This is a genomic window from Bacillus atrophaeus, assembly GCF_001584335.1.
Lineage (GTDB): Bacteria > Bacillota > Bacilli > Bacillales > Bacillaceae > Bacillus > Bacillus atrophaeus.
Genome location: NZ_LSBB01000018.1, coordinates 364,385 through 376,595 on the forward strand (window position 1 = coordinate 364,385; position 12,211 = coordinate 376,595).

General features: G+C 44.2%; 15 protein-coding genes. 12 read left to right on the forward strand and 3 right to left on the reverse strand.

Going from position 1 to position 12,211, the window contains the following annotated elements:
• The first annotated feature begins 37 nt into the window (after positions 1-37).
• A complete protein-coding gene (locus AXI57_RS10680; protein WP_003325552.1) occupies positions 38-265 on the forward strand; it encodes a YqkE family protein in 228 nt (75 codons plus the stop codon).
• Between the two features lie 35 nt (positions 266-300).
• On the opposite strand, the gene AXI57_RS10685 is transcribed toward AXI57_RS10680, so the two are convergent.
• The gene (locus tag AXI57_RS10685; protein WP_061670050.1) at positions 301-1,221 is read right to left on the reverse strand and encodes an aldo/keto reductase; all 921 of its coding nucleotides are present in this window, start codon (positions 1,219-1,221) and stop codon (positions 301-303) included.
• A 61-nt stretch (positions 1,222-1,282) separates the two neighbouring features.
• Positions 1,283-1,405: a Z-ring formation inhibitor MciZ gene (mciZ, locus tag AXI57_RS10690; RefSeq protein WP_003325554.1), complete on the reverse strand. Its 123-nt coding sequence runs from the start codon at positions 1,403-1,405 to the stop codon at positions 1,283-1,285.
• Between the two features lie 72 nt (positions 1,406-1,477).
• Here mciZ and AXI57_RS10695 point away from each other — a divergent pair, with 72 nt between their 5' ends.
• Both AXI57_RS10695 and AXI57_RS10700 read left to right on the forward strand, forming a co-directional pair.
• On the forward strand, positions 1,478-2,035 hold the full coding sequence (locus AXI57_RS10695; RefSeq protein ID WP_010789124.1) for an NUDIX hydrolase: 558 nt from the start codon (positions 1,478-1,480) through the stop codon (positions 2,033-2,035).
• A complete protein-coding gene (locus AXI57_RS10700) occupies positions 2,032-3,195 on the forward strand; it encodes a TIGR00375 family protein (RefSeq protein WP_061670051.1) in 1,164 nt (387 codons plus the stop codon). Before AXI57_RS10695 ends, AXI57_RS10700 begins: the two co-directional genes overlap by 4 nt.
• Positions 3,196-3,249: 54 nt before the next feature.
• Here AXI57_RS10700 and AXI57_RS10705 read toward each other — a convergent pair whose 3' ends face one another.
• Entirely contained in the window at positions 3,250-3,603 is a 354-nt protein-coding gene (locus AXI57_RS10705; RefSeq protein WP_061670052.1) for a helix-turn-helix domain-containing protein, read from the reverse strand.
• 190 nt (positions 3,604-3,793) lie between these two features.
• Between AXI57_RS10705 and AXI57_RS10710 the strand changes: the two genes are divergently transcribed.
• The 9 genes from AXI57_RS10710 to xerD all read left to right on the forward strand — a co-directional run bounded on the left by AXI57_RS10710 (position 3,794) and on the right by xerD (position 12,187).
• Entirely contained in the window at positions 3,794-4,780 is a 987-nt protein-coding gene (locus AXI57_RS10710) for a type I asparaginase (RefSeq protein WP_061670053.1), read from the forward strand.
• 43 nt (positions 4,781-4,823) lie between these two features.
• Complete coding sequence (aspA, locus tag AXI57_RS10715; RefSeq protein WP_003325560.1) at positions 4,824-6,254, forward strand: aspartate ammonia-lyase; 1,431 nt, start codon at positions 4,824-4,826, stop codon at positions 6,252-6,254.
• A gap of 144 nt (positions 6,255-6,398) precedes the next feature.
• On the forward strand, positions 6,399-7,805 hold the full coding sequence (gene nhaC / locus AXI57_RS10720) for a Na+/H+ antiporter NhaC (RefSeq protein ID WP_003325561.1): 1,407 nt from the start codon (positions 6,399-6,401) through the stop codon (positions 7,803-7,805).
• A gap of 17 nt (positions 7,806-7,822) precedes the next feature.
• On the forward strand, positions 7,823-9,142 hold the full coding sequence (locus AXI57_RS10725; protein ID WP_061670054.1) for an NAD-dependent malic enzyme: 1,320 nt from the start codon (positions 7,823-7,825) through the stop codon (positions 9,140-9,142).
• A gap of 191 nt (positions 9,143-9,333) precedes the next feature.
• Positions 9,334-9,543 carry a hypothetical protein gene (locus AXI57_RS10730; protein WP_003325563.1) on the forward strand — a complete coding sequence of 70 codons (210 nt, stop codon included), beginning with the start codon at positions 9,334-9,336 and terminating at the stop codon, positions 9,541-9,543.
• Between the two features lie 180 nt (positions 9,544-9,723).
• Positions 9,724-10,365 carry a stage II sporulation protein M gene (gene spoIIM / locus AXI57_RS10735; RefSeq protein WP_010789117.1) on the forward strand — a complete coding sequence of 214 codons (642 nt, stop codon included), beginning with the start codon at positions 9,724-9,726 and terminating at the stop codon, positions 10,363-10,365.
• Between the two features lie 127 nt (positions 10,366-10,492).
• Positions 10,493-10,942, forward strand: a complete 450-nt coding sequence (fur, locus tag AXI57_RS10740) for a ferric iron uptake transcriptional regulator (RefSeq protein ID WP_003325565.1) — start codon at positions 10,493-10,495, stop codon at positions 10,940-10,942.
• A gap of 120 nt (positions 10,943-11,062) precedes the next feature.
• Positions 11,063-11,290: a YqzK family protein gene (locus tag AXI57_RS10745; protein ID WP_003325567.1), complete on the forward strand. Its 228-nt coding sequence runs from the start codon at positions 11,063-11,065 to the stop codon at positions 11,288-11,290.
• Between the two features lie 6 nt (positions 11,291-11,296).
• Positions 11,297-12,187, forward strand: coding sequence for a site-specific tyrosine recombinase XerD (gene xerD, locus AXI57_RS10750; RefSeq protein ID WP_003325568.1), 891 nt, complete (start codon positions 11,297-11,299; stop codon positions 12,185-12,187).
• The last annotated feature ends 24 nt before the right edge of the window (positions 12,188-12,211 follow it).

A 12,211-nucleotide genomic window follows, 5' to 3' on the forward strand; every position in this document is an offset into this window, starting at 1 on the left:
GATAAACTGACACCACAAAGAAAATGGGGGAGCAAGGATGAAAAAACAAAAATCAGCAGAAAAACACCGCTTACAAGACGATCTTCAATCCGATATCAAAGCAAAACTTCAACAAATGAAAAGTGAGCTGAAGGCAGAGAATGAGAAGAAGCAAGAAAGAGAAAAAGCGGAGCAGATCAGAAAAAGAAAAGAAATTGAAAAGAATAAAAGCTTTGAAGAGCTGCTGAATGAAAGCAATCTCGACTGGCATCAGTATAAAAAATAAACCGGCACCGAGTTTCAGGTGCCGGTTTTATTTGTTTATGAGCGATGAGCTTCGTAAATATCCCGTTTCGTATGGAATTGGAGCGCTTTGATTTCTTGTCCGCTCAAACTCCGGGCGCCTGCAGCCTCGATGTTTTCCTTCAGCTGTTCGATCTTGCTTGCTCCCGCGATAACCGATGTGACAGCGGGCTGCGCCAACAAGTATTGCAGCGACAGTTCTGTCATGCTGAGATCAGGAGCGATGTCGGAGACAGACTTTCGAACGTGTGCCAATTCATCATAAGAATAAGATAAATAACCGTTTTGCTTTACGCGGTCTCCAGCTTTTTCAAGCGGTTTTTCGGTCAGCAGCCCTTTGGCAAGCGGCCCTCTTGCGACCACGCTGATTTGATGTTCTTCTAAAAGAGACAGCCACTCCTCAGGACGTCTGTCCAATAAGCTGAATTGCATCATAATGCTGGTGATGTTTGACTTTCGTACATATTCTTTAATCACGTTGGGCCGAATGGATGAAATCCCGTAATAGCGGATGACGCCTTCTTGCTTTAGCTCTTCAAACGCTTCGATTGTCTCATCTATATTGTCTTCCATCGTGCCGCCGTGAAGCTGATACAAGTCGATATAGTCAGTTTTCAGCCGCGCTAAGCTCTTTTTCACGGCTTCTTTTATGTAGGCTTTTGAAGGGTCCCAATACCAGCCTTCTTTTCCCTCTTCCCAGCGGTTCCCCGCTTTTGTTGCCAAAATAATATCATGGCGCCTGTTTTGAATCGCTTCACCGACGATTTCTTCATTACGGCCGAAATCATAAAGGTCAGCGGTGTCCAGATAATTAATGCCAAGCTCGATTGCTTCATCGAGGAGGGACAATGCTTTGTTTTTCTCCGTTCCGAGTGACATGCAGCCGAGCCCGACTTCGCTTACTGCCAAATCAGAAGCGCCTAGTTTCCGTTTCTTCATGGTTCCACTTCCTTTTCGTCTTTTTAATGACCGTAATATAAAGGAGCGGAGTTTTCAACTTTTAAGCTCTTGATATCAACTCTCTCACATATCGGAATGTTTGTCCGCATTCTCTCAGCTTTGCCCGCACCTCCCTCGCTTTTCCGACTAAGACGATACCATTTTGCAGACGATAAACTCTCATCAAAGGACCTCCTTTTGCATGTATGATAAAATGTATGGGGCATGATAGAGAGACAGAACGGGAGATGAAGATATGAAACATTTAGAAGAAAAAACCATTGAAAAAGAAAAGCTTTTTTCAGGCAAGGTCATAGATCTTTATGTGGAGGATGTGGAGCTTCCAAACGGAAAAACCAGCAAACGGGAAATCGTCAAGCATCCGGGAGCGGTTGCGGTATTAGCTGTTACAGACAGCAATAAAATCATTTTGGTTAACCAGTACAGAAAGCCGCTCGAGCGCACGATCGTCGAGATTCCGGCCGGAAAGCTTGAAAAAGGGGAAGAACCTGAATATACCGCGTTAAGAGAGCTTGAAGAAGAAACAGGTTATACAGCAAAAAAATTGACCAAAATCACAGCGTTTTATACCTCGCCGGGCTTTGCGGACGAAATCGTGCATTTGTTTCTCGCTGAAGATCTGTCTGTGCTTGAAGAGAAAAGGGAGCTGGATGAGGACGAATTTGTAGAGGTAATGGAGGTGACGCTTGAAGACGCATTGAAGCTGGTGGAAACACGTGAGGTATATGATGCGAAAACAGCTTATGCCATCCAATACCTTCAGCTGAAAGAGGCGCAGCAAGCACAAAAATGAAAAACATATATGCTGACTTACACATCCATATCGGCAGAACCTTCACTGGCCGGGCCGTGAAAATAACCGGCGCAAAAACACTGACGCTTGACAACATTTTAATTGAAGCCAGTGAATCTAAAGGAATAGAGCTTTTGGGGATTATTGACTGCCATTCACCGGAAGTGATTCTTGAGATTGAAGAGGGCATTTCTTCGGGCAGATATCGAGAGCTTGAGGAAGGCGGGATCCGATATCGCCGCACCACGCTTTTATTAGGAAGTGAATTGGAAATATACGATGAGTCTTGCAAAGGCCCGGTTCATGTACTTGCCTTTTTGCCGACAATCGCCAAGATGAAAGAGTTTTCTGTGTGGCTTTCTGCCCGGCTCAAAAATATTCATCTCAGCTCACAGCGCATATATGAAACGGGGCTGAATCTCCAGAGAAAAGTAAAGGAATTGGGCGGATTATTTATTCCCGCCCATATTTTTACGCCGCACAAAAGTTTGTACGGAAAAGGCGTTAAAACCTCATTGGCCGAAATTTTCGATCCTGAGCTGATTGATGCAGTTGAGCTTGGATTAAGCTGTGATTCGTATATGGCATCGCAAGTATCCGAGCTGAATAATTATTCATTTCTTACAAATTCTGATGCACATTCTTTAGGAAAAATCGGGAGAGAATATAATAAATTGATCATGTCTGAAGCGAATTTTTCAGAATTTGTGTTGGCTTTAAAAGGCCGGGAAAACAGAGGAATTGCGGCTAATTACGGGTTAAATCCATTGCTTGGAAAATATTATCGAACTGCTTGCGAATCGTGCGGAGAACCTGCTGTAAAAGATGGGGAATCGTGCGCGTCATGCGGAGGAAGAAGATTTACAAAAGGCGTCAGTGAAAGGCTCAGTGAGCTGAGTGACCAGCCGGAAAATCTTACTATGCGCCCGCCGTATGTTCATCAAATTCCGCTGCAATTTGTCCCGGGAGTCGGACCGAAAACGCTGGAAAAACTAAAGAGCGCCTTCGGAACGGAAATGTCGATTCTCCATCAGGCAAGCGAAGAGGAATTGGCTAAGGTGGTATCTCCTAAAACCGCAGCTTTAATAGTAAAAGCAAGGTCTGGAAAGCTGAACGTTGAGGCAGGAGGGGGAGGCGCGTACGGAAGAGTAAAAGCATAGGGGAACGGCTGAACGCAAAAATAGACATGCTCAAAGAAGGCATGTACTGCCGTTTTAGATAAGCTCTTCTTCTATCTTTTTCTTCGCCCGAATAAAAGCGATCAGCTGAATAATCTCTTCTTCAGTCAGAGGTTTTCCGTCAACGGTCATGGTAAGATTCAGGCTGCTTAACTCTGTCAATTCGATTGATGAAGGCGCAGACTGTTTTTTTGGCTCGGTGCGGCCCAGCAAATCGTCGCATGTGGTATTGAAGAGATCGGCTAATAGCGCCAGAGCTTCAAGAGAAGGACGACGGTATCCTGATTCATATCCGGCGTATGTGCTTTTGGCGATACCGAGCCGGTCTGCCGTATATTGAAGAGACCAATTTTTCTTTTTTCTTAATTCTGTTAAACGATCTAGATTCATGTATCTTCCGCTCCTTTTCACTGAGCTGATTATATCATATAGGTCTGAAGAAGTGTACGCGAATCGAATAATATTTACTTGCTAATTTCATTTTCCGTGTCTATAATTGCATTAAAAGTATGCGGAAAGCGAATGTTTTCTCGCAAATCATCTTAAGATACAGTCATTTTTAGTTGAAGAGGTGTAGGTTATGAAAAAATTGCTGTTGTTGACAACAGGAGGAACAATTGCTTCAGTTGAAGGAGAAAATGGACTTGCACCCGCTGTCAAAGCGGATGAATTATTAAGTTATGTCTCACAGCTTGATAACGATTACACGATGGAAACTCAATCGTTAATGAATTTAGACAGCACCAATATGCAGCCTGAATATTGGGTGAAAATCGCCAAGGCGGTAGAAGAGAATTACGAAGCGTATGACGGGTTTGTTATTACTCACGGAACGGATACAATGGCCTATACGTCTGCTGCATTATCATATATGCTGCAGCACGCAACGAAGCCGATCGTGATTACGGGATCGCAAATACCTATCACGTTTAAGAAAACAGATGCTAAAAAAAATATCACCGATGCGATCCGGTTTGCCTGTGAAGGCGTAGGCGGCGTTTACGTGGTATTTGACGGCAGAGTCATTCAAGGAACCCGAGCGATTAAATTAAGAACGAAAAGCTATGATGCCTTCGAAAGCATCAATTATCCGTACATCGCTTTTATCAATGAAGACGGCATTGAATACAATAAACAAATGACCCCGGAGCGAGAGCCGTTTGCAGTTGATACGTCTTTGTGCACGGATGTTTGCCTGCTTAAGCTGCACCCGGGCTTAAAACCGGAAATGCTGGACGCGCTGAAAAGCATGTACAAAGGCATTGTCATTGAGAGTTATGGAAGCGGTGGCATTCCATTTGAAGAAAGAGACCTCCTCACCAAGATAAACGAACTGATCGAGAGCGGAATCGTTGTTGTGATTACGACTCAATGTTTGGAAGAGGGCGAGGATATGAGCATATATGAAGTCGGGCGGAGAGTGAATCAAGATTTAATCATCCGTTCAAGAAATATGAACACCGAAGCGATCGTGCCGAAATTAATGTGGGCCCTGGGTAAATCCTCTGATCTGGTGGAAGTGAAAAAGATCATGGAAACACCGATCGCCGATGATGTCGTATTGTAAACGTTCTCAAAATAATTACCACAGAGAAAGTAGGTTTTAAATCATGTTAAACGGCCAAAAAGAATATCGTCAGGAAAAAGATTTTCTTGGAGAAAAAAATATCGAAGCAGATGTATACTACGGTATCCAAACACTTCGTGCAGCAGAGAATTTCCCAATTACAGGCTATAAAATCCATGAGGAAATGATCAATGCGTTAGCGATCGTGAAAAAAGCGGCTGCGCTTGCCAATATGGACGTAAAACGCCTGTATGAAGGAATTGGAAATGCGATTGTCCAAGCAGCAGACGAAATTTTGGAAGGCAAATGGCATGACCAGTTTATCGTCGATCCGATTCAAGGCGGCGCCGGCACATCCATGAACATGAATGCAAATGAAGTGATCGGAAACCGGGCGCTTGAACTGATGGGACATAACAAAGGCGAGTATATTCATCTCAGCCCGAATACACACGTCAACATGTCACAGTCAACAAACGATGTCTTTCCAACAGCGATTCATATTTCCACTTTGAAGCTGCTCGAAAAACTTCTGGGTACGATGGAAAATATGCATAAGGTGTTTAAGAAAAAAGCGCAGGACTTTGATTCGGTTATTAAAATGGGGCGGACGCATCTTCAAGACGCAGTTCCGATTCGTTTAGGACAAGAATTTGAAGCTTACAGCCGCGTGCTGGAGCGGGATATAAAAAGAATTAAACAATCACGGCAGCATCTATATGAAGTAAATATGGGCGCAACTGCTGTAGGAACAGGCCTTAATGCGGACCCGCGCTACATTGAGCAGGTCGTTAAACACCTGGCTGATATCAGCGGTCTGCCGTTAGTCGGCGCTGACCATCTTGTTGATGCGACACAAAATACTGACGCATACACAGAAGTATCAGCGGCGTTAAAAGTTTGTATGATGAATATGTCCAAAATCGCCAACGATCTTCGTTTGATGGCATCTGGGCCGCGCGCCGGACTTGCGGAAATTTCCCTTCCTGCACGTCAGCCGGGATCATCCATCATGCCGGGAAAAGTGAACCCGGTTATGGCGGAGCTCATCAACCAGATCGCCTTCCAGGTAATCGGAAACGACCATACGATCTGCTTGGCTTCCGAAGCCGGCCAGCTTGAGCTGAACGTGATGGAGCCTGTGCTCGTATTTAACCTCCTGCAGTCAATCAGCGTGATGAACAACGGATTCCGCTCATTTACTGACTATTGTTTGACAGGCATTGAAGCAAATGAAAAACGCTTGCAGGAATATGTAGAGAAAAGCGCCGGTGTTATTACAGCGGTTAACCCGCATCTTGGCTATGAAGCGGCAGCCAGAATTGCGAGAGAAGCGATTATGTCCGGTAAATCGGTCCGTGACCTTTGCTTACAATATGATGTCTTAACAGAGGAAGAATTGGATATCATTTTAAACCCGTATGAGATGACTAAACCGGGAATAGCGGGAAAAGAGCTCTTTGACAGACAATAAAGTTTGGAAGAAATGAACATTTAGTTCATTCGGCTCCGGCCGGGTGAACTAAATGTTGCATGCTTTGGGATGAGGCAGTATAGTATACTTTGTTGCACTATTTATTGTAAGCGTTTTAGCTTTTTTCTTTAAGGGGGATTTAGGATGAAGGATGTAAGATTGCCAACATTATTTGAAATTATCATTATATTAGGGGGATTCCTCGCGCTTGTACTGTCATTTACAGTTTTTTTAAACTTACCGATACAATTGGCGCTTTTCATTTCCTGGTTTTTAGTCATCATACTTGGAATTCGGCTTGGCCACACATTTCAGGATTTGCAAAAATCTGTTATTAATGGAATATCAAACGGCCTTGAAGCTGTCCTGATTCTTGTATCTGTAGGCGCCTTAATCGGAACGTGGATTGCGGGCGGCGTTGTGCCTACCCTGATTTACTACGGTCTTGAATTTATTCATCCGAGTATCTTTTTATTAGCAACTTTAATTATTTGTTCGATTATGTCAGTAGCAACAGGCACTTCATGGGGAACTGTTGGAACAGCCGGAATTGCCATGATTGCCATAGGGGAAGGTCTCGGTATGCCGCTGCCGCTCGTAGCCGGCGCTGTCTTATCCGGAGCTTACTTTGGAGACAAGCTGTCACCACTGTCTGACAGCACTGTGCTTGCATCCTCGCTTTCAAAAGTGGATGTGCTCAAGCATGTTCGGGCTATGATGGTTTTAGCCATACCGGCTTATATTATTACGGCTATTTTATTTACGATTACTGGGTTTATCTATGGCGGAAAAAATGTAGATTTAAAGAAAGTCGATTCTTTAAAGTCCGCATTACACCAAAACTTCGATATTCAGATTTGGATGCTGATACCGGCTGTTATCGTTGTTGTATTACTAGCACTGAAAAAACCTTCAATGCCTGTGATTGTGGTCGGGGCTTTACTCGGGGCCATCTGGGCTTCCGTATTCCAAGGGATGAACTTTGCAGAAGCCATCGGAACAGCCTACAACGGATTTCACATTGACACTGGCATGAAGTTTATAGATGGGATTCTGAATCGCGGTGGTATTACGGGAATGTTGGACACGCTCGTCGTCATCCTATTCGGTCTAGGCTTCGGCGGATTGTTGGAAAAGCTCGGCGTATTGCGGGTCATTGTATCTTTGTTTGAAAAGAAATTGACTTCGGCGGGAAATGTCACCCTAACAACTCTAATCGTCGCGCTTTTGGGAAATATACTAGGCTGTGCGATGTACGTGTCATTGATTTTGACACCGAAAATTATGGAAGACAGTTATGACAAACTGAACATAGACCGAAGAGTTTTATCCCGAAACGCAGAGGTAGGCGGCACATTGACATCTGGAATGGTGCCTTGGTCTGATAACGGAATCTATATGGCTGGTATTCTCGGCGTTTCTACTTTTTCTTACTTGCCTTTTATGTGGCTGAGCTTCGTTTCAATAGGACTCGCAATTATTTACGGCTATACAGGAAAGTTCATTTGGTATACCAAAAACAAATCTGCTCAAACTGAAGAAGTAGTATAAGGGAGAGGCGATAGTGAATGATTACTAAACATATGATTCGGACACTAATGATAGAAACACCTACCGTTCCGGGGAATCTAGGAAAAGTGGCGACTGCCATAGGCCTTTTGGGCGGAGATATCGGCGAGGTTGAGACAGTAAAGGTCGGACCCAATTATACAATGCGGAACATTACCGTACAGGTAGAGAATGAAGAACAGCTTCAAGAGGTTATTGACGCCATTGAGGCACTGGGTGAAGGAATCAGGCTTCACACAGTATCAGATGAAGTGCTGTCCGCCCATGAAGGCGGCAAAATTCAAATGAAGAGCAAAATGCCGATCCGATCATTGGCAGAGCTTGGACGTGTGTATACACCGGGCGTTGCAGATGTGTGCAGGCTGATTGAGAAAGAACCTGAAAAAGCCGATATTTATACGACCATCAGCAACTCAGTCGCTATTGTTACAGACGGAACGGCGATTCTCGGCCTCGGAAACATCGGTTCGGTTGCGGGTATGCCCGTGATGGAAGGAAAAGCGGCGCTGTTTGACCAGCTTGCTGATATCAGCGGTATTCCAATTTTACTGGATACAACAGATCCTGAGGAAATCATCAATACAGTTAAACACATTTCACCGGGGTTTAACGGTATTTTGCTTGAAGATATCGGTTCACCGCATTGCTTTGAAATAGAAGACCGCCTGAAAGAAGAGTTGAATATCCCTGTTATGCACGATGATCAGCACGGGACGGCTGTCGTTACTTTGGCCGCGGCAATCTCCGCATGTAAAAGCGCGGATGTGGATCTGAAGGAAGCGAAAGTGGGACAAATCGGTCTTGGAGCGGCAGGCGTCGCCATTTGCAGAATGTTTATGGCATACGGTGTCAAAGCCGTTTTCGGGACAGATAAATCAGAGGATGCAATGAACCGCCTTCAGCAATACGGCGGAAAAACAGCAGCCAACATTGAAGAGTTGATGGAAACATGCGATATCATTATTGCCACAACAGGCGTGCCGGGGTTAATCAAAAAAGAATTTGTACGGCCCGGACAGGTTATTTTAGCCTTATCAAACCCTAAACCGGAAATCGAGCCTGAGGAAGCATTACAGGCAGGAGCCGCCTATGCAGCTGACGGCCGTTCTGTTAATAATGTACTGGGCTTTCCGGGTATTTTCCGAGGGGCGCTTAATGCAAAAAGCAAGGTCATCAACCATGACATGCTGGTTGCGGCGGCAGAAGCCATTGCTGCTTGTACGAAGCAAGGCGACGTGGTGCCGCAGCCTCTTGATCAGAGAGTTCATGAGGCGGTATCTGCAGCGGTTGAACATGTTGCAGTACGCAATAGTTTGTAAGGTTAAGTGAAACAGCGCCAAGCAAGAATGGCGCTGTTTTTTATCTATCGGCAGCTGCGCTGCCTCAGAACAAAGCATGAACGTTACATATTAGAGAAGAGGCCGGTCTCAGAAAAACTCTGCTGATTTCTCATGTCAAAAATGCCTAAACCTGTGTATAATAGAGCAAACATATAAGGAGAGTGATCGGCATGTCAAAAAGCAGCGCGAAGAAAAAACGGGCGCATCTGCTTAGAAACGGCGGACGGGACGCCTCATTGTCAAGAGGGCTGGCCCCATCCTTCAGCACACATGTAAGGAAAACAAAAAGTAAAAAAGACAGGCTTGAAAGAAGCAGGCATAAAGGAAGGAATCCTTATGATCGTTATTTAGACAATCATAAGGATTTTTTATGTGCGTAACTTGTCTGGAACTGCACGCCCCCCGCAAGGAGATTCTGACGGCATTTCTGATGCGAATCTATTAAAATAATCATGGCGGCTTCGCTTCTTTTATGATTTTTATAAAAGGTAACAGGCATGTTTTCTCTTTTCTTTCATACAATCTATTAAATCAAATCAATAGAGCGTGGGAGGAAAAACATGCGAAAAACTTCTTATAAGGAAATCTTTCTGCGGCACGTCAAGGATCATCTGTCTATTTACGTATTTGTCTTTGTTTTATTTCTCATTGGAGTCATATTCGGGGCGATTATTGTCAACAGCATGACTATGACTCAAAAAGAGGATCTGTATTATTACTTAAGCCGGTTTTTTGGACAGCTTTCGGACGGAAAACAGGCGAGTGCCTCGGACATGTTTTGGCAAAGCGTCTTCCATAATGTAAAATACTTAGGCCTGATGTGGATTTTGGGCATTTCGGTCATTGGAATGCCGGTCATTTTTATTATGGTATTTTTGAAAGGGATTGTGGTCGGCTTTACAGTGGGATTCCTCGTGAATCAAATGGGAATGAACGGCTTTTTCTTGTCTTTCATTGCTGTATTGCCGCAAAATGTCCTGCTGATTCCGGCTTATATCATCATGGGAACAGTTGCGATCGCTTTTTCATTAAGATTGATCAGGCAGCTGTTTGTCAAACGGAGTATCAATGAGGCGCCGATTCAATGGTTTGGAAGGTATGCCCTCGTATTCATTCTCATTTTGATATTGTCGCTTTTGTCTTCTGTTTTCGAAGCCTTTGTCTCTCCTTTGCTCATGGAAAAACTGGCGGCGTATTTTTAAAGGGGAAATTTTTAAAATAATTATTAAAAGAAAATCATTTTATTTATCAGTTTATAATAATTATAGTTGGAACTCCGCGCGTATTTTGTTATAATGAGTCATGGAATGCGGCGTAGGAGGGAAAGACATGGAAAACCGTATCGATCGAATTAAGAAGCAGCTGCACTCATCCAGCTACAAGCTTACGCCACAGCGTGAAGCTACAGTCAGGGTGCTGCTTGAAAACGAAGAAGACCATTTAAGCGCAGAAGATGTATACCTCCTCGTAAAAGAGAAATCTCCTGAGATTGGTCTCGCAACAGTGTACCGTACGCTTGAATTATTAACAGAATTAAAAGTCGTTGATAAAATTAACTTCGGAGACGGCGTATCCCGTTACGACCTTCGCAAAGAAGGGGCAGCTCACTTTCACCACCATCTGGTGTGCATGGAGTGCGGAGCCGTGGACGAAATTGAAGAAGATTTGCTTGGAGACGTAGAAGAAGTGATTGAACGTGATTGGAATTTTAAAATTAAAGATCATAGATTGACATTTCACGGCATCTGCCATCGCTGTCACGGAAACGAAACAAAATAAAGAACATTGCTGAACCTTTTCTCCTGGAGAAAGGGTTTTTTGCTGTTTGAATGTATAAACCCTTTCTGATTTGGCATATGGTTAAATAATTGGATCAACAGAGAAAGGGTCGATTGGGACATGTCAAGATTCTTTAAAGCGGCAGCGGATACTGTAAAGGTCTTTATTCTATTTACCGGTTTTACCGCTTTGTTCTATTATGCTATGATATGGGTGAATTCAGAGTATGAAAACTATCATCGGTATGATAAACCGGAAGGCTCCGCTGTGAAAGTCATTGGAATGGAAGACAAAGAGACAGACGGGTGGCTCGGCCGGTTAATGTTTTTTTACCAAAACGGGGAGTAGATCTGAGTGAAGGATCAATTGAAGGATTTCATCCACTATGTAATGGTTGAAAGAGGGCTTTCTCAAAATACGATGATGTCATATGAGCGTGACTTGAAAAGCTATTCTCTATTTTTAACGGAAACCCTTCAGGTCACCTCTTGGAATGAAGTGACACGGATTCATATTATTCAATACTTAAAGCATTTGAAGGATTCGGGAAAGTCCGGAAAGACATCGGCGCGGCACTTGGCGTCCATTCGTTCTTTTCATCAATTCCTTCTTAGAGAAAAGGTGACGGACAAAGACCCTTCCGTACATATAGAAACACAGAAAACAGAGCGGACGCTGCCGAAGGTCCTGTCGCTGAAAGAAGTTGAACTGCTGCTGGACACGCCAAAGCTGACCAGTCCGTTCGGCTATCGGGACAAAGCGATGCTTGAACTGCTGTATGCCACGGGAATACGGGTCAGCGAAATGATTGATTTGAAGACTTCGGATGTGCATCTGTCAATGGGATTTGTCCGCTGTTTCGGAAAAGGGAGAAAAGAGCGGATCGTGCCGATTGGCGAAACCGCGGCGCACGCCATTGAAGAATATTTGGCAAAAGCTCGTGGAAAACTGCTGAAGAAAAATGTGTCAGACGCTCTTTTTCTGAATCATCACGGTAAACAAATCAGCCGTCAGGGATTTTGGAAAAACCTTAAAAAAATCGCGCTGGAAGCCGGAATAAAAAAAGAGCTGACACCGCATACCCTCAGACACTCCTTTGCAACTCATTTGCTGGAAAACGGAGCAGACCTAAGAGCGGTGCAGGAGATGCTTGGGCATGCGGATATCTCCACAACCCAGATTTATACGCATGTAACAAAAACGAGGCTGAAGGATGTGTACAAGCAGTATCATCCGCGCGCCTAGCCGCAGGATGACTGCGGCTTTTTC